The 22,868-nt window shown below is 49.3% G+C and carries 25 protein-coding genes; 2 read left to right on the forward strand and 23 right to left on the reverse strand.

The genetic code is table 11. The features are described from left to right. Positions 1–59: 59 nt before the first annotated feature. Positions 60–713 (forward strand): TetR/AcrR family transcriptional regulator, encoded by a 654-nt coding sequence (locus LPA02S_RS01355; RefSeq protein WP_056956749.1) that lies wholly within the window; start codon positions 60–62, stop codon positions 711–713. A 6-nt stretch (positions 714–719) separates the two neighbouring features. Here LPA02S_RS01355 and LPA02S_RS01360 read toward each other — a convergent pair whose 3' ends face one another. Further along, positions 720–1,361, reverse strand: a complete 642-nt coding sequence (locus LPA02S_RS01360) for a Crp/Fnr family transcriptional regulator (RefSeq protein WP_056956750.1) — start codon at positions 1,359–1,361, stop codon at positions 720–722. A gap of 95 nt (positions 1,362–1,456) precedes the next feature. Here LPA02S_RS01360 and LPA02S_RS01365 point away from each other — a divergent pair, with 95 nt between their 5' ends. Further along, on the forward strand, positions 1,457–2,014 hold the full coding sequence (locus LPA02S_RS01365; protein ID WP_054649223.1) for a hypothetical protein: 558 nt from the start codon (positions 1,457–1,459) through the stop codon (positions 2,012–2,014). Between the two features lie 58 nt (positions 2,015–2,072). Here LPA02S_RS01365 and LPA02S_RS11585 read toward each other — a convergent pair whose 3' ends face one another. The 22 genes from LPA02S_RS11585 to LPA02S_RS01470 form a co-directional block, all read right to left on the reverse strand. Then, positions 2,073–2,213 carry a hypothetical protein gene (locus LPA02S_RS11585; protein ID WP_156302024.1) on the reverse strand — a complete coding sequence of 47 codons (141 nt, stop codon included), beginning with the start codon at positions 2,211–2,213 and terminating at the stop codon, positions 2,073–2,075. Positions 2,214–2,225: 12 nt separating this feature from the next. Continuing rightward, positions 2,226–2,477: a GlsB/YeaQ/YmgE family stress response membrane protein gene (locus LPA02S_RS01370; protein ID WP_056956751.1), complete on the reverse strand. Its 252-nt coding sequence runs from the start codon at positions 2,475–2,477 to the stop codon at positions 2,226–2,228. Between the two features lie 267 nt (positions 2,478–2,744). Beyond that, positions 2,745–3,008 carry a hypothetical protein gene (locus LPA02S_RS11590; protein WP_054649219.1) on the reverse strand — a complete coding sequence of 88 codons (264 nt, stop codon included), beginning with the start codon at positions 3,006–3,008 and terminating at the stop codon, positions 2,745–2,747. 44 nt (positions 3,009–3,052) lie between these two features. Next, entirely contained in the window at positions 3,053–7,453 is a 4,401-nt protein-coding gene (locus LPA02S_RS01380) for a S8 family serine peptidase (protein ID WP_056956752.1), read from the reverse strand. A 307-nt stretch (positions 7,454–7,760) separates the two neighbouring features. Next, complete coding sequence (locus LPA02S_RS01385; protein WP_082607898.1) at positions 7,761–8,255, reverse strand: Fic family protein; 495 nt, start codon at positions 8,253–8,255, stop codon at positions 7,761–7,763. Beyond that, on the reverse strand, positions 8,256–8,438 hold the full coding sequence (locus tag LPA02S_RS01390; RefSeq protein ID WP_054649215.1) for a hypothetical protein: 183 nt from the start codon (positions 8,436–8,438) through the stop codon (positions 8,256–8,258). It abuts the gene before it with no gap. Between the two features lie 5 nt (positions 8,439–8,443). Then, on the reverse strand, positions 8,444–9,631 hold the full coding sequence (gene coaBC / locus LPA02S_RS01395; protein ID WP_056956754.1) for a bifunctional phosphopantothenoylcysteine decarboxylase/phosphopantothenate--cysteine ligase CoaBC: 1,188 nt from the start codon (positions 9,629–9,631) through the stop codon (positions 8,444–8,446). A gap of 30 nt (positions 9,632–9,661) precedes the next feature. After that, positions 9,662–10,036 carry a nucleotide pyrophosphohydrolase gene (locus tag LPA02S_RS01400; RefSeq protein WP_082405310.1) on the reverse strand — a complete coding sequence of 125 codons (375 nt, stop codon included), beginning with the start codon at positions 10,034–10,036 and terminating at the stop codon, positions 9,662–9,664. Between the two features lie 134 nt (positions 10,037–10,170). Next, the gene (locus LPA02S_RS01405) at positions 10,171–11,085 is read right to left on the reverse strand and encodes a restriction endonuclease (RefSeq protein WP_056956755.1); all 915 of its coding nucleotides are present in this window, start codon (positions 11,083–11,085) and stop codon (positions 10,171–10,173) included. A gap of 331 nt (positions 11,086–11,416) precedes the next feature. Further along, a complete protein-coding gene (locus tag LPA02S_RS01410; RefSeq protein WP_056956756.1) occupies positions 11,417–12,151 on the reverse strand; it encodes a sugar isomerase domain-containing protein in 735 nt (244 codons plus the stop codon). A gap of 11 nt (positions 12,152–12,162) precedes the next feature. Then, positions 12,163–13,428 (reverse strand): PTS ascorbate transporter subunit IIC, encoded by a 1,266-nt coding sequence (ulaA, locus tag LPA02S_RS01415; RefSeq protein ID WP_054649213.1) that lies wholly within the window; start codon positions 13,426–13,428, stop codon positions 12,163–12,165. A gap of 2 nt (positions 13,429–13,430) precedes the next feature. Beyond that, entirely contained in the window at positions 13,431–13,715 is a 285-nt protein-coding gene (locus LPA02S_RS01420) for a PTS sugar transporter subunit IIB (protein WP_056956757.1), read from the reverse strand. Between the two features lie 2 nt (positions 13,716–13,717). Beyond that, the gene (locus LPA02S_RS01425) at positions 13,718–14,155 is read right to left on the reverse strand and encodes a PTS sugar transporter subunit IIA (RefSeq protein ID WP_439950849.1); all 438 of its coding nucleotides are present in this window, start codon (positions 14,153–14,155) and stop codon (positions 13,718–13,720) included. A gap of 3 nt (positions 14,156–14,158) precedes the next feature. Next, the gene (locus LPA02S_RS01430) at positions 14,159–15,808 is read right to left on the reverse strand and encodes a BglG family transcription antiterminator (RefSeq protein WP_225354970.1); all 1,650 of its coding nucleotides are present in this window, start codon (positions 15,806–15,808) and stop codon (positions 14,159–14,161) included. 271 nt (positions 15,809–16,079) lie between these two features. Then, a complete protein-coding gene (locus tag LPA02S_RS01435; protein WP_056956759.1) occupies positions 16,080–16,994 on the reverse strand; it encodes a YitT family protein in 915 nt (304 codons plus the stop codon). A 1-nt stretch (position 16,995) separates the two neighbouring features. Further along, positions 16,996–18,264 (reverse strand): RNA polymerase factor sigma-54, encoded by a 1,269-nt coding sequence (gene rpoN, locus LPA02S_RS01440; RefSeq protein ID WP_056956760.1) that lies wholly within the window; start codon positions 18,262–18,264, stop codon positions 16,996–16,998. Positions 18,265–18,280: 16 nt separating this feature from the next. Further along, entirely contained in the window at positions 18,281–18,910 is a 630-nt protein-coding gene (locus LPA02S_RS01445) for an HAD family hydrolase (protein WP_056956761.1), read from the reverse strand. Positions 18,911–19,048: 138 nt separating this feature from the next. Continuing rightward, a complete protein-coding gene (locus LPA02S_RS01450) occupies positions 19,049–20,029 on the reverse strand; it encodes an SIS domain-containing protein (protein WP_202812991.1) in 981 nt (326 codons plus the stop codon). Between the two features lie 67 nt (positions 20,030–20,096). Beyond that, on the reverse strand, positions 20,097–20,930 hold the full coding sequence (locus tag LPA02S_RS01455) for a PTS system mannose/fructose/sorbose family transporter subunit IID (protein WP_056956762.1): 834 nt from the start codon (positions 20,928–20,930) through the stop codon (positions 20,097–20,099). Positions 20,931–20,948: 18 nt separating this feature from the next. Continuing rightward, the gene (locus LPA02S_RS01460) at positions 20,949–21,752 is read right to left on the reverse strand and encodes a PTS mannose/fructose/sorbose/N-acetylgalactosamine transporter subunit IIC (RefSeq protein ID WP_054649199.1); all 804 of its coding nucleotides are present in this window, start codon (positions 21,750–21,752) and stop codon (positions 20,949–20,951) included. 38 nt (positions 21,753–21,790) lie between these two features. After that, positions 21,791–22,261 carry a PTS sugar transporter subunit IIB gene (locus LPA02S_RS01465; RefSeq protein WP_054649197.1) on the reverse strand — a complete coding sequence of 157 codons (471 nt, stop codon included), beginning with the start codon at positions 22,259–22,261 and terminating at the stop codon, positions 21,791–21,793. Next, a complete protein-coding gene (locus LPA02S_RS01470) occupies positions 22,261–22,680 on the reverse strand; it encodes a PTS sugar transporter subunit IIA (RefSeq protein WP_054649195.1) in 420 nt (139 codons plus the stop codon). Before LPA02S_RS01470 ends, LPA02S_RS01465 begins: the two co-directional genes overlap by 1 nt. Between the last annotated feature and the right edge of the window lie 188 nt (positions 22,681–22,868).

The following is a 22,868-nucleotide window of genomic DNA, read 5'->3' on the forward strand; positions in this document are numbered from 1 at the left end:
TAGACAATTTACACACGAAACTGTATAATTTGTTCAGAGAAATGTCAAGGAGGAATTTCATGCCCACGAATAAGGACGACAAAAAAACCGCGCTGACCATCACGTTAAACCATGTGGTGGTTGCCCACGGCTTTGCCAAACTATCAATGAATCGGCTTGCCAGTCTTGCTGGAGTCAGCCGTGCCACTTTGTACCTCTACTTCAGTAATAAGGACGAAATCGTGGATGCGGCGATTGGCCGGCACCTGCAATTTATTGCCGCTAATACTCTTAGTACAGTTGACCCCAGTCCCGCCCAGTACGTCCGTACCCGAATCAACACGTTGCTATTGTTGGGTTCGATGTCACCCGTTTTGCATAACGATTTACGCGCTGCCCGTCCCGACTTGGCGGCAAAGTTGAATAGTGGCTACCGTAATTTTCAGGCGGGCATTATTACGCAGCTGGAGACCGACATGGCCGCAGCCGTAATCACGGATACGGCTCATGCTACGACTTTGTACCAGCAGGACCACCTATTCGTTCGGAGCGTGATTACGTCCCTCACCGATGACTCGATTGATACGGTGGCGGCCCAGGCGGTGTTGACGTCGTACCTGACCGGGGCGGTTCGTGGGACGCTGCGTGACCCAACCGCCACAGCCGCGGCGTTTGCCGACAACGCCGATTTTATCAGCACCATCTGGGGTGAAATGCAGGCTACATACCGATAGCCGCGCTTACAATAACCGCACCATCTGCCCCTGCATCTCGATACGACCCTCCCGCACCAGGCGCTTCAGGTTACGGCTGAGCGTCTCCGGCGTGATGCTCAGCCACCCCGCCAGGTCGCGTTTACTCATCGGTAACCGGAAGTAATCGGTCCGCAGGCGGGCACCCGTATCTTCCAAGTAGCGGAGCAACCGCGCGTGTGCCGTTAACGTACCGAGCCCCGCGCTACGGTTTTCAAGCGTGGTCAGCCGACTACCAAAGGCGCTCAGGAGGTTGACCGCGAGTTGCGGTGTGTTCGCCACCAACGTTCGGAAGTCGTCCCGGCGAATCGAACACACCCGGGCGTCCTCCGTGGCCACAGCCGAGTTCTGGTGTTCTACGTCCATGAACAAAGCCGCCTCGCTGTCCACCGCGTGACCGGCGAGAAAGTACATGATTTGTTCCGTACCGTCCGCGGCAGTCCGGAACACCTTCACCCGACCGCTGTCCACCACCAGCAGCCGGTCCGCGGTCGTCCCTGCCGCGTACAACAATTCACCTTTGCGGACGGGCTGCTGGTGGGTCGATATGGCCGCAATCTGAGCGATAATGGGGTCTGGTAAGCCGGCAAAGATGGGCGCGCCGGCGACGCACTGACGGGGATCATGCATAGTTAGTAGCCTCCACAGCGAATTGATAAATGTCAATTACAGTATACGCGTTTGGACGTACACTGAGCGTAACAATTACGAGGAGGAAAATAGTAATGACTACTTACAAAGCAGAAATCGTCCCGTTAAACGCAAACAAAATCGGCACCAGTGCGCATGGTACCGCCAGCTTAGAGCTAACGGACACCGAACTAACCATCACCATCGAGATGTTTGGCACACCCGCCAGCACCGAGCATTGGGAACACTTCCACGGATTCCCGGATGGCCGCGCTGCGGAAATCGCCACGGCCGCCCAGGACGTGAACGGCGACGGCTTTGTCGACCTGATGGAAACCGAGTCCGTGTCGGGTACCACGATGGTCCCGTTTGACGACGCGCCGGAACACATGGACATCCCGCACGACCGCTACCCCGTGGCAGACGCCGATGGCCACTTTGCGTACACCAAAGTCGTGCCACTGGCCGAACTGCAGGATAACTTTGCCAATGCGTTTGGTAGTCGCGACCTGCAGCTGGACCGCCGCGTTATCTACATCCACGGCGTACCGGCCGACCTCCAGTTGCCAGACAGCGTCGCCGGAATGGTGGGGATGTTCGACGCCCACGTCACCTTGCCGATTGCAGTGGGTAAGATAGTCCGGGTCGACTAACTACTGACACCAATAGTAAAGGCCACCCCGCATTTGTGGGGTGGCCTTTGCTATCCGGTTAACCGTGCAGCTTTGCCTGGAGTTTGTCGCCCAGACCGTCGATGCCCTTAGCGGCCATGACGGTTCCGGCTACCAGCACACCACCAACAATCAAGGTGCTAGCCAACATAAATTTAAACACTGTTTTTACTGTGTCCATGTACTCGTCCCCCTAATGATGATCCGAACGACCGGCGATCAGTGACACGATTGCCACCAGAATGACCGCCCCAATAATGGATGGAATCAGCGCCATCCCCGCTAGTTGCGGCCCCCAGTGCCCCAGAATCGCCTCACCGACGACGGAGCCCAGTAGACCAGCAATAATATTCGCGATCCACCCCATTGAGTGACCCTTGCTGGTGATGGCACCAGCAATTGCACCAATTAGCGCACCAACGATTAATGCCCATAAAAAATGCATGATGTCGTCCCCCTTCGTTAACTGTGACAGTACCTCTGTCCTTAATTTAAGCGTAACGGGACGGGGATGGCGGGTAAAGATTTAATTTATTGGCCGCGATAAATTGCTTTATACCGGGGCTCGGATAGACCGTTGCGCGTGGTTGCGTCCGCTCAGTTTTGGCAAAGATACCGCAATAAATCTAATCGAACAATTGCCGAGACAAACGCAAAAAGCCGGCACACTTCGCAATCAATGCGCCGTGTACCGACTTCAAGTTCTTTATGATTACCGTCCATCCACCAATTCGAGGTGGTAGCCGCGGCGGCGTATTTCGCTGGCGTAGTTATCGGGTAAGGGCTCATTAAACCGGAGTTCAACGAGTACGTGCTGCCTGCCAGCGTCGTCCCGTACCGTGAAAACGTGCGCCGATCCGGGCTCGTGCGGGCGTACATCCAGCACCACCTGGTCAGGAGAGAGCTCTCCCCGCTGGCGCGCCTGCACCAACGCGGTCAACACCCGGTCTAAATTAGTAATGGTCACTGGTTGCATCCTCTTCACCCCCCCCGATGTTGCCGCTATCGTCTACATATAAACTATACACGCCGCTTCCGGGATGCAAGTCCAGCCAGTCCCAGCATGCTGAGGATAGCTAGACCGATTGCGGCCAACGGGCTGTGTGCATCCCCCGTCGCCGGCATTGCCGCCGCAGTCGTAGTTGCTGGGCTTTGACCTTGATCAGCACCACTCTGCGGACGACCTGCCTGGCTGGCGGCAGGTACTAGCTGTACGCCACCCTGACCATCATTCTTGTAACCAGGTGCAGCAGGGTGCACGTCTGGAGCGCCCTGCGCCTGCCCGCGCTGCCCACCATCAACCACGGGGCTGGTGGTGGCGGTACCCTCACTGCCCTGCGATTCATCACCGGTTGGTGTCACGCTAGTTGCGTCCACCCGTACGACGTGGAAAACCTTCGTGATGGTGTTACCCACCATATCCACGGCGGTCACGGTGAAGTAGTTATCGCCCTTCAACAAGTTGTACGTCTGGCTAAAGTCAGCCGCCCCATAAGGGTTTGAGCTGGCCGCATCCGCATCCACGTGGTTGTTAAAGCCAGCCAGGTTCTTCTGGTGCACAACGTTATCGCCGTTCGTGTACAGCCGGTAACCATTCACGTTATCGTTCACGGTGCCCGTGACGGTAAAGGTCGGGTCCGACGTCGTGATATCGTAGTTACCATCCGCATCAACCGTCAACGTGTCGGCTTGCGGCATGGACAAAGTTGGGAAGACGGTGTCCAGGTAGATCTGGAGCTCGCCGTAAGCCGTGCTACTTGCCGTCGTGCCGTCATCGTTGGTCGTAGTCGTCGTCAGACGGTAACCAACTGACTGCTGCTCAGCGGCTTTGAATGGCACCGTGAAGCTGAACGTCCCGTCCGCGTTAATCGCAACCGCCTTGGTCGGCTCGGTAGCATCAGTCACCGTCATGGCCTTCCCGGCAGGATCAGCCACCTTACCCGTAATCGTCAGTTCACTAGTCTGCGGGTCGTAAACGTCCGCCACCTGATCAGCACCCACCAACGTAAACGTGTTGTCATTAAACTTATCAAAGGAAAGCCCAGCAGTTGGCTGTGCGTGCGTCGTAATGTCCGCAAAGGCGCGCCCACTAAGCACTGGCGCCCCGGTCGTGACCGTAGCGTCCGCAGCCGCGTCTGCGTTATCGCGCAGAGCAATCACCGTGTGTGGATTCGTTGTGCTGAAGTGACCGTATCCGGCAGTGCCGTCAGCGTCAAGGAAGACGATCATTTCGTCCCCGTCAGCACGTCCAGCCTGCTTGTATTCGCCAAAGTTAGCGGTCGGGTACAGGACGGTGCCCACAAAGTCGCCGTACGGAGCCCCTTCGGTCAGGTTAAACGTCACGATACCAGTAGCCGCATCAACTTTGCCCGGGAACACCTTGCCCGAGATAGCGTCGGTCGCGTAAACAATCCAATCGACGCCCGCCGGCACCTGGGCGTAGGCGGTGAAACTCGTCTGGTCGGACACGGCCTGCACGAAGCCCTCCTTACGCCAGCGGTTGTAGCTACCATCGCCGACTTGCCAACTAAACTGCGGTGCGACGGTGGCGGCAGTATCGGTCGATGAGGCCGAAGTAGTACCCGCAAACGCCTGTACACTCGCGCTGGTGTGGTTGCCAGCAACGTCCGTCACCGTCAAGGTCAGCTGCCCATCGCTCGTTGCTAGGGCGGCCATTTGCGCTGCCGTCAGTTTGAAGCTGATTGTCCCAGCGTTACTTTGCCCGTTGTTATCGAGACTCACCCCATACTCCTGGGCGCCAATCTTGAGCACCGCGTCACTAAACTGGCTGAACCCCGCACCCTGGTCGTTGTAGCTGGCCGTCAACTGACCTTTGGCGTAAGTCAGACCGGTCAGAGTCGGTGCGACGGTATCCACGGCTACAGGTAAATCAAAGTTTTGTTCCTGCTCCGCCCCGTCGTTGTACTGCTCAGTCACAATCCGGTAAGTGTACCTGCCATCCGGCGCCGTGATGTACTTGCCCGTCTGTTGGTCGTAAATCCGACCATCCCAGGTAAACGCGTCGGTATCCAGACGCATGTCGGTGCTCAACCCTAAGTCAGAGTTGTAACTGGAGCCATTTTGCAGGTATGACTTGGTCGTGTTGTTCTCCTTGTCGAGCACGCGAACCAAGTTACCATTAGCGTCCAGAATCTGAATGGTGACCGCCTTGAGGTTCTGCTTGGCAAAGACGTATGGGTACACGGTATCGCTAGCACCGTCTCCGTTAGGCGAGAACGAGACCTTGCCGTTCTCAATGTACGCGGGCACCTGTCCCCACGTGTACTTGCCCGTTACGTCGCTATTCACGAGGTTGCTCAGTGAGGCAGCGTCGGTGACCCCCAGCGGGTTATTGTTGTTATCAACGAGGTACCCACCCTTAAAGATTGAGTCCTGCTTGTTCGCCGAATCATCAATAATCTGCTCGGTGGTTAGGTCACCAAAGTAGCCGAGGTACGGCACACTGATGGTCTGGGTGTCGTCCTCCGCTTTGAATGTCAAGTAGCCCTCGACAATTTGGTCAGCGGCAACCGCATCAGCCAACGCGAGCGTGAAGGTCACCACTTTGCTGGCACCGGGCGCGAGCGTAAACGTTGGCGTAGCAGTGTTCACCGCCGCTCCCGCCAAGTTCTGGTCGTGCACAATATTACCGTTACTGGTATCCCGCACCTGCGTGAGGGGCCCACCGTCGTAGTCGACCGTGTAGCTTTGGGTCGTCTGCCCGTAATTGGTTAACGTCACGTTGAAGCTGGTCGTCTGCCCGATTTTACCCAGCGACACCGAGCCGGCGTTATTTGTACCCTCAGCAGCGACGGCCAAGTTCCCCGCCTTGGTCACATCAATTTGTCCAGCACCCTGGCGCCGCGGGGAGACGTAGGTGTCCGGGTAGTTTAAGTCAATCATTGGGTCGGCCGCGTTCATTAACGCTAGCTTAACGGCCTTCACCAGGTCCGCGCCCTGCAATTCTGGGCGGGTTGCCTTGAGTTTCTGCATGACTAGTAGGGCCGCACCGGCATCGTACGGGCCAGCCATGGAAGTACCGGACTCAACTGCGTATGTTTGGGTATTGGTTGTCGGGTCAATGGCCGTGGAGGTCACACTATCACCGGGCGCCGCGATGTCCGGCTTGAGCGTATAGTCCGCCATTGGTCCCCACGATGAGAAGCCGTCCATTTCAGAATCAGCACCAGTCGCACTCTTCTCGGCGGCGACGGTCATCGCGGACGCTGCGGCACCGGGATCGGCAATGGTTGAATCGTTCTTCGGCACGTACGCCGTGGAAATATCATTCGGCGTATCGGAGCCCACAATGCTGGCCGCGTTGGCGTTGTTGCTGGCCGAGATGGAAACAAAGACTCCGTGGTCGGTAGCGTACTGCACGGCGGCTTGCTCCTCGTCGGTCAGATCTTGTTCGGCCACACCAATTCCCAGTGACATTTGGATGGCGTTGGCTCCTAGCGCAACGGCGTCCCTTATTGCCCGGGAAATATCGTTAGCATTTTCGTCCGGGAACTCATCAATGACCTGCATCGCCAAAATCTGGGCTTCCGGGGCGACCCCTTTGACGTAGACTGACGCTTTAGACGTACCGGTAGCGCCATCGGCAACGGTCCCGTTGGCGGCAATAATACCAGCGACGTGTTCACCGTGCGTAGACCCGGACACCGTAGTCCCCGTGTTGACACTATCGTTGTTCACGTAATCGTAGGCAAAGGGGATCTTGCTGTTGACGTACGTGCCGTACCCTAGCTTAGCAATAGCGGCCTCCGCGGCGTCTTTGCTAATCGCCGCCGTACTATCGTCAGTCAACCGCAAGTCTGCGTGTGGTTGGACCCCAGAATCAATCACGGCCACAACCATGCCCTGACCCTGATAACCCTCATTCCACAGGCCCTCAACGTTCCCCTTGGTCAACGTATCCTGGTTTGCGGGACCGGGATCGGCGGTTGCGTCGGCTGTAGCCTGCGCGGTGGTGGTAGCGGCAGGTGTCGTCGTGGTTGCAGCGCTTGAGCTCGACGCGCTCGCACCACTGGTGGCAGTGGTGGCAGTGGCGCCGCTAGTGGCTGCACTTGAGCCAGCCTGCGATTGACTCGTAGTAGTAGCTGGCGTCGCCTGTGACGCGGTAGCCGATGATTGCGCTGGCGTCATGTCCTCCGCCGTAGCCGTGCTACTTTGCGTGTGGTTGTCCGCTGCATTTTGTGCGTCGTCCCCCGCGCTGGACGACTGTCCGGTCGTTCCCGTGTCGGTTTGCGTTTGTACCGTTGCCGCCGTCGTGGTATCGGCCGCCACTGATTGTGTGTCGTTACCACTCAGCACAATGGCTCCCGCGCTAACGGTAATGATTGCCGCCGCCACCCACTTGGAGCCCGACTTATATAACTTGTAGTGCCTCTTCATTTCGGTCATCGAATTTCTACGCATTCGCGACTACCCCCTCATATTGGTTGTTGAGCACGCCATCTTCCCAGACAAAGCTTTGCAAAAACACAAATCGTTCACATTTTTAACGCATTTAATTCTAATTTGCTCAACAAGGGCAATTTATCGCATCACATCGGCATTGTCAAGACAGTGAACATCGGTGTATCGATAATTACGACATATCGGGACCACTTGACCACCGCATGATTATGAGAGTTAGCTAGCATCGATTTTAATTTTGTGGCAAAACAAAGGAGGACACGCTGAGACAGGTGTGCCCTCCATAAAACATTATTAGTGTTGCCAGCTACTCGGTAGCATCATTCGCGATACCAAAGATAGCTTCTTCGTACAGCCACCGCTCAATCGCCGACTGCCGCCCCGTTAAATAGAACTTTTGCAACTGGGATAGATACCAGTGCATTTTGTTCTCGGGGATAGCCAGCAGACCGGCGCCTTTAGTAAGCATTATCGCGTTGGCAACCACCAACGCGGTACGTTTATTGCCATCGGCGAACCATTGCGACCGGGAGATATGCAACATGAGCTTGATTGCTTGCTGCGTGGCTGACATGTCCGCACTCATTAGGCTGGCGAAAAATGCCCGTTCCGTCTGTTCAGACGGAATTGGTGGTACATACGTGTCGTTGGTGTGCCCCACCGTGACAATATCCGTTCTTATACGACCGGCGTCTGCCTTAGCGGCCCCCTGAATAAGCTCGTTCACACGCAAAATAGCATCGAAAGTCAGCTTATCAAGGGTGGTGATGTATTCAAAGGCGTGCTTGAGGTTCAGGACGATTTAAATATCGGTAGGAAGGATGCCATCAAAACTGCCGGTGCTCAAGATTCGAGCCACCTTTCCCGCACCCAGCGTCATGCCCTCAAACCTAGCCGCACTAGCCACCAAGGTAGCTAAGTGATCATGAAAAAACTGTTTTTCAGCGGCATTTCCCAAATAATACCGATCAACATAATGGTCCATGGCGACTACATCTCCGCCTCCGCCAGCCCGACAATCGTTGCCGCCACGTCGCGTTTAGCGGCCTCATCCAGAGCGAGCGGGTCCTGCCCCCGCCGCAGAATGGTGACGGTGTCCGTATCAGCGTTAAACCCCTGCCCGTAACCGACCGGGTTGGCGACGATCATGTCCGCGCCTTTGTGTTCCAGCTTGGCCTGCGCGTTGGCGACCAAGTCGTTGGTCTCAGCAGCAAAGCCGACCAGGTACTGGTGCGACTTCTGCGCCCCCATCGCGGCCAGGATGTCGGGATTTTGCACCAAGTCTAGGTGCAGGCCGTCGTCCGCCGATTGCTTCTTAATCTTGGTGCCGCTCACGTCGACCGGTCGGAAGTCAGCCACCGCCGCGGCCATAACCACCAGGTCGGCCGCATCAAAGTTAGCCAGCATGGCGTCGTGCAGTTCCGCGGCCGAAGTAACGTAAACGGCCTCCACGCCCGGCAGTACCGGCAACATTTTGGTAGCCACCAGCGTCACCTCGGCCCCCGCCGCCGCGGCCGCGTTAGCAACGGCGGTGCCCATCTTGCCGGATGAGTCGTTTCCGATGTAGCGCACGGGGTCGATTCGCTCCTGCGTGCCGCCCGCCGATACTAGGACGCGCTTGCCAACCAGTGGTTGCTTCGCCTGGTACGTCTCCACGAACAGTTGGATCACGTCCAAATCCGGCATCCGACCCACCGCGGAGTACCCCTCAGCCAGGAACCCCTCGGCCGGTGGCAGGACGCGCACGCCCATGTCCTTCAGCCGCCGAACGTTGCTTTGCGTCGCGGCGTTAGCCCACATTTTGTCATTCATGGCGGGCATGACCAGCTTGGGGCCGTCAAAGGCGAGCCAGGTAGACGTCACGACGTTATCCGCGAGTCCATTAGCAAACTTAGCGAGACTGTTGGCGGTGGCCGGCACGACCAGCATCATGTCAGCCCAGCGCGCGAGCTCGACGTGCACAACGTGCTCCGGATGGTCGAACTCATGGGCATCGGTAACCACTTCAGCTTTGGTCAAAGTTGACAAAGTCGCTGCGGTAACAAAGGTTGCCGCAGCTGGCGTCATCGCAACGCGCACCTGGTAGCCATCACGGACAAGCCCGCGCACGAGCAGTGGCACTTTGTAGGCGGCAATGCCCCCGGTGATCATGACGGCAATATTTCTAATAGTAGGCATGATGAATCCTCCTCGGTTAAGGTCGTGCTGCTAGTCGTTCTCGGTCTGCGCCCAGTGCCGGCCACGATTAATGGCATTCTTGGCCGCCACCAACTTTAACGGGTCAACACCCAGCCGGTCACACATGAAGAACGTGTACGTTAAGACGTCGGCCAGCTCCTCGGTCAGGTGTGCCTGTTCGTCTTTGCCCAACTGGTCGCCGGTGTCGAGCCACTGAAATATTTCCAACACTTCGCTGGCCTCAATGCTCAGTGACTTAGCGAGGTTCGGCAACGTGTGGTACTCCGCCCACCCCTTACTGTCGCGAAACGCAACAATTTGCGCCAACACATCGCGGTAATGCGCGGATGTGTGTGCGTCTACGGGAACAGTTGATGGAACAATTGGATGGATGGTTGAGGACATGTGTGCAGACTCCTTTGCGAATGGGTGGGTATTGAATATATCAAATATGGTTGTTAAGGCCATTTTACACTATAATGCCCACTACACATCAGCGTAGTGGGCATTGGGGTGGGGCTTTAATTAAATTCAATAGATTAGTCTTGCTCAAAATAATAATCATCTAGTTCAAACGTCTGAACTGGGGATATGTGGAGTTGGTACCGTTCGACAAGCTTAACAATTCCAGGACCATCAATTAGCGTCACGGATTTGGCGCCTTGGACAGCCTTCTTTTTCGCGCCGTCAGTATAATAACTAGTGGTGATAAAGATACCATACTCAGCGTTAAACCCGTCCATTACCCCTTTAAATTTATCAATTTCAGGTTCTCCAACAGGCGCATCGCTATATCTTTTGGATTGTATTGCCACTCTAGAAGTCCTAAACTCGTCGGATTGAAAATAACCAAAACCATCAATCCCATGGTCCCCAGAAACAACCATCCCCATCTTCGCATCTATTTTTACACCCATTTGTGAAATCAGCAGTCTAGAAAAGCGCTCAAATTTCGTTGGTGAAAATTTTTTCAGACTGGCAAGTAGTTCCGTCTTCCATGTGTCCGTCACATCTTGAGCATCATCGGTACTTTCATCATCGTTACCGCCTAAAGAAGTCTGGTCATTGGCGTTGTTTGATCCACTTTTCGCTTCACGGAGCGCTTTAGTATGATCCCAGTATTCACGTATCGCCTGTTTTTGGGCTTTATTAGGAAAGTCGGATAATGAGTCTGCCCGGCCTTGCTCGGTTAGCGTTACTTTACCACCACGAAAAGACTTTTCAATGTAGTCAATTACCGACAATTCCCGCATTGCAAAATTAAAATCATAATTAAACGGGATATATTCATTTCCTTTCCGTGAAATAACTGTACCGTACACATCATCATGAGTGAATCCACTGCCGTCATCTTCTGCGATGATTGATTTAATATCATCCCTTGAAGCTGTGCCACCAACACTCTGTAGTGCTCGAACTATCGCCTTTTGTGCCCCTCTACGTATATATGCCACAGTCCTACCCCCTCCATAAGTAATGAATATGGTAATTTTACACCCAAATCACTGATCCTAGTAAATCCACGTTGTGCGTATAGTATTGCGGGACGTGTACATCAGGTCGAATTATCAACACCAAGGCTGAATAATAGCAATCACCTTAGATGTATCTAACGAATCTATAACAAAACCGCCGACTATTGCGCCAGCGGTTTTGTTGGAATTAACTAGCGACCATAGATTCATGGTCGATGTAACACTACATCCTTAAACTGTAAATATATTGGTATAGTCTGCATCATGTAATAATAGCCCCATTGATTAACGGCTTTGATAATTTATCGGCTTAAAAATCGTAATGAATCATTTCCTGATACTCTTTAACTAATTGTCTGTTTCTCTCATCACCGTCGTCTAGATTAGCCGAATAGAAGACAGGTGCCTCGCCCGTAGTATCCACAAGTCTCTGACTAACTTCAACAATGATAGCATTTAGGATGGCGGCTCCAACCACCGTCGAGGTTGGCCCAACTTTTTGTGGGGCACCAGCCAATTGACAGGAGGCATCCCCGACATCACCGTGATTATCAATTACGATGTCTGCCAATTCAAATAGGCGCTTACCAGACGAATGTCGGCTGGTAACTGTTTTTGAGTATGAAACATTTGTGAGCCCCACTATACGGACGCCCTTCTTCTTGGCCGCAATAGCTAAGTCAACAATAACCGGATTACGTCCAGAAACCGAGTGCAGGATTAACACATCATTTGGTTTAAAATTAACGGAATTAGCCAGCCGCGTTCCGTACCCCTCTAGGCGTTCCATATCACTGGTAAAAGTAATCGGAGAACGATCAAGCATTACTTCACGCCCGAATATCGCATTAATAGTAAGCATCCCACCCGCACGATAGTACATCTCCTGAGCTATAATACCGGCATGACTAGCCCCAAAAACATAAATGGAATGCTTTTTTAAGTTTGCATCGGTCAACAAATTAATTGTGGCATCAATATTGGGCTTTTCTTCATTAGCAACCTTGCTAATCAGTTGCTCAACATTGTCGATATAACGATACATAAACGTGCCTCCTATAATCCTAATAGGTGAAGACCTTGGCCAACAAACTTAGAGATTATTGACCATAAAGACAAATCATTACCACCAAATATTAGAATCCAATTCTTGATGGTACCACCCATCATCGCAGCAGAAACTCCAACTAAAGCAACCATTGCAAATGAGGCAACAGCCGTACCAATAATGGCGCCACGGAGCCCGCCTTGACCTTCACCAACAATAGCAGCACCACCACATTCAAAGAAACTGGTGATAATCAGTGGCACAATAACTACCCCAAATACATTAGTAGTGTTAGCAATCAATACGAGAATTGTCGAAGTCACAAAGGCTGAAATAAATCCGATGATTACGGCGTTGGGCTTGTAGTTAAACAAAATAGGAATATCGAATGCAGGCTTGGCACCTGGCACCAATTTTTCGGAAATTCCTTGGAAGGCAGGGATGATCTGGTTAACTAACAAACGAACACCATAGAGCAGAATAAGCAGTCCACCACCAAACGTTAATCCAGCGTTTAGCGAAACCATAAACAAGTTGCCACCCTTTGGAACCAGCGCAGGAGCAACTAATCCCACGACGATGTCGACCGCGAACATCACTAAACCACCGCTAATCGAAATCTCTCGGAAAAAGGATAGGGCCTCTGGAACCTTAATATCTTCGGTAGATTGCTTCTTGTTACCAACACGCTTAGCGACAAAACCTGAAATCAATGAAAGGATAGTTGTTGGATGACCAATTAAGAATGAATCATCACCCGTTGCTGCCCACACATACTTACGCATAACCCACGGTGCAATTGAGAAATACAGTGCTGACAAGACCGCGCTAACAACTATAAGCACTGGGCCACGCAGACCACCTTCTACACCACCAGCGACAATAACAAACGGTACCCACCAAAGCATGTGACCAGTCAAGAAGATTGATTTAATCGGCGTAAATCTTGCAATTAGTATATGAATAACCAGTGCAAGGAACATGGCCATACCGACTGCACCACCATAATTGGCAGTAAACGTGGCATCCGATAATCCTTTAGCTACAGACAATCCCATCTTCGTCTGTACGGCGGTGTTGATTGCTGACACAACCCCAGTCAACATGTTGACCCCTTCAGTCAGTATCACCATACCAAACGCTGCCGAAACACTACCTTTAATGATTTCGCCTATTGGCTTCTTCTGAACAATTAGGCCAATCATCGCAATTAGAGCAATCAAAACGGGAGGATCTTGAAGGATATTATTTGAAATAAAATTGAGTATTCCCATTGTTACGCATCCTTTCTGGTTGCAAGATAGTCGTTCATCGCTGCCTCAACCTCGTCCTTGTTCATATAACGCTTGATTGCATAAATAGGCTTATCTGTTGATGCCTCAAGGTCCGGTTTCAATTCAAAGCTCGTAAAATATACATCTGCCAGAGTCGCCTTAGCCGAAGAGATATCCGTATTTTCCACAGTTGCATCAACCCCCAGTTCACGAACAACTTTGTCCAGCGTCATTTTAAGGACCATTGAGCTACCAACGCCAAAACCACATACCGCTAAAATTTTCATAATCACTTCTCCAATCCATCAAATAAATTAACAATTGCTGGTCTGTTTCCAGTCAATATTGACCGGTACGATCCGTCATCCATAAAAATGCCCATTATTTGCTGCAGGCTTTCCAAGTGACTTTGATTATCGGTGGCTGCCAGTACCAGAAATATCTTGACCGGCTTCCCCCGTAAATCTGTTTCATGCTTCAATACTAATAGACTCATTCCCAGCTTCTTAACGCCCTGCCCTGGCCTGGCGTGCATTAATGCAAAGTAGTCGGACAAAACCATGTAGGGACCATTTTTATTTACGCTATCAATCATGTTATCTACATATTCATCACTAATATTTCCGCTCTTCAGTAAAGGTAAACTAGCCAGACGAACCGCCTCTTCCCAGTTTTTTACTGTTTCAACCACTTGTATATTACTTTCTGGTATTAGGTCTCTACCCACGATTCATCTAACCTCCGTCATCTTATCGATAAACCAGTCCTTGTTATTAACACCCTGCATAATTAGCTCCATGATTGGTTCAATCGTTTTCTTATCCTTTTCTGCCACCATTAACATCACCACTACGTCAACTTTGTTATTACCCCAATAAATCTGTTTTCCTGGTATTAAAATAGAAATATGGCTACTTTGTATTAACTGCGGGTTCCCATGTGGCAATGCAAAGCCATTTCCTAGGTACGTCGATTGCAGCTTTTCCCTCCTAATAACGGATTCTCGATAGTTGGCTAACTCCGCAGATGAACGCCATAAATTCTTGCTCAACAAGTAATCAATCGCTTCAGCTTGAGTATCAACCGCTTCAAAAAATATATTTTCTCTCAGCATGCTGATTGTCCTTGCCGAACTACTGTTTAAAATGTTTGGCTGTCTATTTTTAGTAGTAACTACATCGATGTACTGGCTCATGATTGACTTCATATCTTCATTTGTAATCATCGGTGATATTTGGACCACCGGAACGACCTGTACTGGCAAACTGACTGTTGAAATAATAAGATCAACATTACTTAAATTCTGTCTGGGTAAGGCTGCTCGGGAGATAATTTCAATCAATGAAACCTCGGGTAAAATTTGTCTCATCTTCGCTGAAATCAACGAGCTTGTACCAATGCCGTTTAGACAAACAAAGAGAATTCTGCGTTGCCGTTTGCTTCTTTCAATTGCTGCCTGGAAGTGAATTGTGACGAAGGCAACTTCATCGTCCGAAACCACTAAACCGTTATTATTGGCAAAGTCGATCAATGCGTACCATACAACTCCAAAAACAGTCGGGTAATCACGTTTAATCTCCCCAAGCAAGGGGTTAACAACCGTCGTGTCAAACTTTAACCTCAACGCCATTTGAAAAAGATGCAAGGTTAGATCTTCCCTTAACTGGTTGTCATGTTCTAGATCAATATTTATACCGTGACTAACGTTTCGGATTAGGCGCTGAGTATCCCGCTTAAATGTTTCCGGAATTGACGTGTCCGGGACAAAGTAACGGAAACCACCACCAAGAACTACATATGACAAGTAACGTAATTCATCCTGCGAAAACTCATAAATTTGCGCGTTTTCAACCGATTTCAGTAGCTCGTATATCAGTGGGTACTTGTCTAAGCTAAGGAGCAAGGTTCCTAACTGATTATGCAAATCCAAATTAATATGGAATCCGCTACGACCGCGCGACACCAAAACCGATGTAGATACTACAATATCAGTCACATAACTATCAGAAATCTGTAACTGCCAAGCATCCGTTGTCGCAATCACAGTCTTACGAATAGGCTCAATTACATCAGTTTGAATTAAAATCGGAATGTACTGCTTGGCCCTTCCACCATTCATAAAATCAATCACCAACCGCTTAATGACCTTTTGTTTCGCTATCTCATCACTTCCCACGTAGGTACCCGAATTGTCAAAGTTTAATGCAACATTGTCTTTCGCTATAAGCTCTTTGATAAAGGCAATGTCGTTAGCAATGCTACTTCTGGAAACAAAGTAATCATCAGCTAACCGCTGGTAACTTAAATGCTCATTGTTAAACAACCGAGCCAATATCAAATACTTTCGATTTTTGCTGTTTGGTTTCTGATTTTCATTCAAGTTATCACCTTCACTTAATATAATATGTAAGCGTATACGAAATGAGGAGACCAAAAATAGTCCGGCTTGGTTAGCAAAAACGTGTACACCTATATGCGCACAAGCTATTAACCCTCAGTATGATGCGTTTAAGCAGGCCACCAGGAACGGTAAGCCACCATTACAGACGAAAACACCCCCATCCATTAGCCTGGGATGAGGGTGCTTAACAAACTGACAAAACCACAACTGGAACCAAACTTCATTACTTGTTTCGGACTACCAATTTAGCTCAGTCAACACTAGGCTCAACAAACGCCCCAACCATTTCCGCAACTCGTGTGCTAGAAATAAATGCCCGGCTATCCTTACTCCTAACGGTAGCCTGGAGGTCTGCGAATTCGGCTCGAGATATGATTGTTAGCAAAACCGTCTTACTCTCATGCTTATACCCGCCTTCTGTATCCTTAAACACTGTAATTCCATGCCGCATCTCCTTGTGAATAGCGGTAAGAATTTCATTCGCCTTACTCTGATTCGTGACAATCATTACCTGTAGCCGCTGTTGCCGCGTGTACAACAAATCCATCGCCTTACCACCAATAAAAATAGCGATTACAGAGTACAATGCATGCGGCCACCCCTCCAGAAAGCCAGTTACAATAACCACGCACGCGTTAACGGCAATGCTGACCGTTCCAACTGAAATATTAAAGTATTTGTGCAACACCATACCTACTATGTCGGTTCCACCACTTGAGAGACCATTACGTAGAGCTAGGCCAATGCCCGCACCGTTAATGACTGCACCAAAAATTGCACAAATCATTGGATCCCGAACTAGAGGGGTCAACCCACTAGTGAGATTAATCAAGACCGACGAACTAACAACGGTAATCAAAGTAAAAACCGTAAACTCGCGACCAATGTCACGCCATGAAATCCAGATTAGCGGCACGTTAATGATAAAAATCAGGTTTGCAGTGTTCATGACGTCCGTTACTGCAAGGCCACCAATTGAAAAGTTGAGGTAGCGGCGAAAAATAATGGCAATGACTTGAGCCACACCAGTGACACCACCCGCAGATATGTGCCCAGGCACCCAAAATAAGTTAAGGGCAATACTTAGGCAAAAACCATATATCAGCGAGATCATTAATTTTCGCCATATTTTTTTGGAACCCAATCCCAACTCCACTTTCGTCATCCTACACACCACCGTTCTTACGCAATTTTTTGCTTGCGATTCCCATGACGCCACGATATTTGGCAACGGTCCTACGCGCGATTGCTATGCCTTCACCCGCTAAAAGTTCTGCAATTTTCTGGTCACTAAGCGGGTGGCTATTATCTTCGTTCCGGATAATTCTACGAATACTGGACATGGCCCTGCTATCAGCGGATTCACCGTCGCTAGTTCCGGACCTATTGGTAAGCAAATCTCTGACCGCAACTATCCCGATAGGACTGTCGATATATTCACCAGAAATCGCTCGACTCACAGTTGACTCTGCTACGCCGACAGATCTGGCAACGTCCCGAAGTAATAGGTTGCTAATAAACTTTTGCTCGCCCTTTAGGTATAACCACTGCACGGCAACAATCGCCTCTGCAACCGCACTAATCGTTTCTTCACGGCGTTGTAGCATACCGTCAACATCATGGAACTGCATGGCAAGTGATCCTAGGTAGTCCTCAAGTTCTTTGTCGTCATGAGCACGTAATTGGTCATACTCCGCAGTATTAAAAATTAACTCCGGTCGTCCAAATTTCGTCAAATATATTCGATAACCAGCCCCATCAGGCCGCACTTTAATATCCGGTATGCGGTACTGAGTTTCATCATTCCAAAATGTTGCACCCGGCCTGGAGGTAAACGTGCCAATAACTCGCTTAGCTTCGGTAAAGTCCGCCACGCTGGCTTCGGTGCCAACAAGTATTCTATGAATATCATTGTGCAAGAAATCGTGATAATAGTTCCGCAATATCTCCAGTACTAGCGGCGGACAACTATCGATTTGCAGTGCCTGGATAATCAATGATTCCTGTATACTGCGTGCGCCGACACCGGCCGGATCTAGACTTTGCAGTAAGGTAAGGGCATCCTCGAATTCAACAATACTCACACCATTAGTAGCAATAAATTCGTCCTGATTGAAATTGAGAAAACCATCCCGATCGAGTTGACGCGCCAAAAGGCTTACTAACCTACGCAGTGGTTTTTCACTGTACCGCAATTCAATTTGAGTCTCCAAATAGTCATACAAGTTAGTGTATTCTGGGCTGTTCATTCTTTCGAATCCATTGATATTAATATCGCCACTGGCACTGACATCAACTAAGGGGTTACTCAAACTCAAATCGTTCAAGTATTCTTGTAGGCTAAAACCATCCATTTGCAGTACTTTCAACGACTGCTGCATCGTTTGTGTCAACTGTAGGCGCTGGCTCTGCCTAATCGTCTGCTCTATGCCCATGGTTTAGCCTCCCCTATTATTTGAGCGTCTTTCTAATTTCATCCATACCGCTGACTATACGGTCAGCCCTCGACTGATCAACATTATATTGTGCTTGATCAACTGCCCAAGTGGTCATGCCTGCGTCTTTGGCCGCCTGAATTCCATTACTGCTATCTTCAATCACCAGACACTGGCCAACTTCAACACCTAACTTTCCAGATATCTCGACATAAATATCGGGTGCGGGTTTATTGTTCGGTACAGCTTCACCGCTCAGCACTTGGTCAAAAAAAGGGCGTATATGACACTCTGACAACATGCGGAAAATATCAGCGTATATGCCAGCCGATGCCAGTCCAATCGCCATACCATGGGTCCTCAAACTCTTTAACAAGTTAACAACACCCGCGTTCAAAAAGCGGGAATAATCAATTGGATGAGTGTCTTGGTATACGAGGTAATCTTTACGCAAAACATCACGTTGCTCAGGGTCAGGGACCAAGGCTGCCCAAACTTGGTTGTTAGACATCCCCAAATAATCGTGAATATCCGTTGATCCGGGATGCAGTCCCTTCTCTTCAAAATAACTCATTCGCCGGTTAAAATAAAACTCCTCACTATTAACTAGAACACCATCCATGTCAAATATAACCGCCTTGAACATACTATCTAATAGCCGCGTCACATCAAGACGTAGCCCCCTCCTTCCGTGAACAATGACACCCCTAAACCACCAGAAGGAGCGGCATCCGCCGCTCCCCAATGGTGGTACTAATACACTTTTGGCATAACCTGAGAAAAATTAGTAACTCAATTTCCACATGTACCGGCGCTTGGACAGCGGGTGGTCACGCTTGGATGCTAGTTCCTCGGCGTAAACTCGGAATACACCGGTCAGTAGCATTGGGTTGAAGTAGTCAATGACGTGTGGCCCAGCGATAGATGCAAGCCCGAAGTCCTTGGCATCAACCAAGGTAATCTTCGCATCAAAGCGTTGCAAGAATGTCAGCGCACGCATATCCATTGGACGGGTGCTGCCATCATTGGCAAACAACAGGTATGGTGCATCCTTTTCAGTTAGTTCAAATGGGCCATGGAAGTATTCCCCGGAGTTGTGCATTGGTGCGGTAATCCACTGCATTTCTTCAAACAGGAAACTGGCAGTGGCATAACCCGCACCCCATGTAGCACCACTTGCAAGCACGTGAATTGTTTGGTCGTTCTTGTACAACTCGCCAAACTTCTTGGCCTCAGGACCAACATGCTTAACCTGCTCGTCAATCAAGTCATACAGACCATCAAACGCCTTCTGGGCTTCATCATAATACTCGTACCCTTCAAACTGGTTCTTAATTTCAACTGCCAGTTTAACGGCATTCGTCATCTTTTGAATCTTAGCGGAGTAACTCTCATGGAACCCATGAATAATCTTGTACTGTGCGGCTTCTAGAATTGGAGCATCCGGGTTGTTGGATAGGCTAACGACATTAGCTCCCCACTTAACGGCGTTTTTTGTTGCTTCAACCGACTCAGGGGTGGTACCACCCAATGATGCTGTAATTACAATAGTCTGCCCATCGATATTCTTTGGAGCATCATAGTTAAATTCATTGGCAGTAATAATTGCCGTCCTGACACTCTTCGTTTCGTGAAGAGTGAAGTAGTATGCTGGATATAAATCGGACATTGAAGCCCCACACCCAACAAACAATACCTGATTGATATCGCCGTGATCCTTCTTAATAGCTGCAACAATTTCCTTTGGTGACATAGTACTCATAATTGAATTCCTCCTATATAATTTTTGATTTGGCTTTTAACCAACCGAATCCAGAATAATTGAAATAACTTTATGCGAATATTCCCAAAACGCTCAGCAAGATTCCACCACCAATGCAGAAAAGCAGAATCCAACCCGTACCAACCTTCTTCCGTAGCATCCAGTACATCAGGAATGTGAAGGCCAGTGGGATCATCTGTGGGAAAATGCTATCCAACGTTTTTTGAAGGTTGAACGCACTCCCCATCTTGATTGGGGTAGTGATGCCAATCATGCTGGCAATCATAGCCCCAATCACCATCAATCCAACAATGTTCACTAAGTACATAACGCGGTTCATTAGGCCGCCACCGGTCAAAATTTTCAAATACTTCTTCCCGGCGGTATATCCAAACTGTCCACCCCAGTAAGTAACTGCAAACGAAGGTATAAATGAAATGACCATCGCCAAAATCGGCCCCAAAATACTTCCGTGTTGGGCTAAATTGATCCCCAAGCTAAACGCCAATATTCTGATTGTTCCCTGAAAGAACGAATCACCCACACCAGATAAGGGACCCATCAAGGATGATTTAACGGCGTTAATTGAATCTGGGTCCATTGATGATGGATTCTTCGCGTATTCTTCCTCCATCGAAGTCGTTAAGCCCAAGACAAAGGAGCTAGTTTGGGGAGTACAGTTGTAAAAAGCCATGTGCCGCTGATAAGCGGCTTTTTTCTTGTCCAAATCTTCCGGCTTACTGTATAAACGATTCAATGTAGGGGCAATTCCATATAGGAACCCCATGTTCATTTGACGTTCATAATTCCAGGAAGCCTGTATTGCCCATGAACGCCATGTAAACGACCACGACTTTTTCCGTAAGTCCTTACGCTGTTCAGTAGTTAAGCCATTGTCTGCCATCTTTGCTCACTCCTTCCATCAGAGCTCTTCAAGATCGTCATCATCTGTATCGCTACTCGAAGCATTACTGCTAGCAGGCGTTTCAGTATTACCTGTTTTGGGCATAAACTCATTAACAACCAATGCCAACAGAACTGCGAAAATAGCTACCCCGGTAACTGATATATTTGCGTAGGCCGTAATGAAGAATCCCAAGAAAAGATAGACGGCGGTCTTCTTTGACAGCATCGTTGACATCAACAGTGCAAACCCAAAAGCTGGTAAAATCTTGCTTGATAATGTCAAACCATTTGTCAGCCAGTCGGGGATCTGTTTAACAATTTCGCTAACCACACCGGTACCAAAGTAAATTGCTATAAACGTTGGCACAAAATACATTAGTGAATAGAACACATTTCCCCACACGATGTGATAACTTAGTACCCGTTTGAACTTGCCTTTCTCAATATCGCGCTCTGCCATATGCGATAGCGACGACATCAACATACGCACAACAATTCCGAGCAATTGGCCAAACACCGCAATTGGAATTGCAACTGTCAGTGCCGCCTGAGCAGAAGTGTTAGACAGGATAGCAAATGCGGTAGCAATAATTGAACCCAATACCATATCCGTGGCCACCGCAGCTCCGACATTAACTAGACCCATAGAAATTAATTCAAGTGAGGCACCAACCATTAGCCCCTTTGTAACATCACCAAGAACTAAACCAACTAGCGTACTGACAATTAGCGGCCGTTCAAGATTAGACCGACCAAACATTCGCGAGTCAAGCATGGCAACAATGCTGATAATCCCAATCAACAATGCCTTTATAAGCATGATATTCACGCTCCTTTCCGTCCGTACAAACGTAACTACTACAATTTATGGTTCAGAATTTCCTTCTTGGAGGTTGGCACCTGCTGCATAAATAATGAAATACCCATCGAAGCCAATTGCCTGCTTTGCTCTACTTCCTCATCGGTCAAATATATTGCGTTACTGTAGCGCGTTGCTCCTGGACGATCCAAAATACCGCCATAATTGATTTCCGGAACAGCCCCAAACGTTTGAAAGAATTTATACGTCTCGCCTACATTGCCAAAAATAAGCATGGTGTTCTCTTTCAACGCTTTAATCTTGGGGATTCGCTCAATTGCTTGTTCAACCGTGAAGAGACTGAGCTTAACGTCGGCTGGCTTCGATAGCTTTAACGACATACGCTTAAATTCGTCGTTTGCCGTACCAGTATCAATCACCACAATACGTTCAATGCCCAGCGCTTTAGTCCACGAAAAGACAACCTGTCCATGCATTAAGCGATGGTCAATTCGCACCAGTTTAATCATTACAAGTCATCCTCCTCTCCATTCTTTTGTGCTACCAACAAACCATTAACATCAACGAGTGCCTGTTGTGCTGATTCAACAACCCCCGCCAGTTTGTCTTTATCTTTAACCGTACTTTCAGCTAATAACTGCAAAATCAGCGGTAAATTCATTCCGGCAATCAACTCCACGTTTGGATAATCCTTTAACAGTTGAATCATTGTTGTGTTAACCGAGCCACCCAAAACATCCGTGCAAATAACAAATTCTTCCTCAGGATGCTGCGTGAGTTCAGCCTCAATACTGTAAACATATTTACTTTCGTCACTATCAACGTAAGCCGCATAAGCTGATAGATTGGGAGTTTCCCCCATAATAAACTTCACTGTATCCTGCATACCTAGCGCCAAACGTCCGTGACTTACCAAAATGATCCGCATACGCGTGCCTCCTTTCACTGTTAATATCTGCTTAACCAATAATCCGGTAATCCACGTGAGATACCGCTGATTAGTTTGGGCTAAGATTGGAGATTGATATTTAGCTTGTTCTTGCGCCTTAACCCTTACATATATATACAAGCAAAAAGCGTGCCAGTTTTATGCTGGCACGCTCAATATACTTACAA

This window comes from Lacticaseibacillus pantheris DSM 15945 = JCM 12539 = NBRC 106106 (genome assembly GCF_001591865.1).
In the GTDB taxonomy this organism is placed as follows: Bacteria; Bacillota; Bacilli; order Lactobacillales; family Lactobacillaceae; genus Lacticaseibacillus; species Lacticaseibacillus pantheris.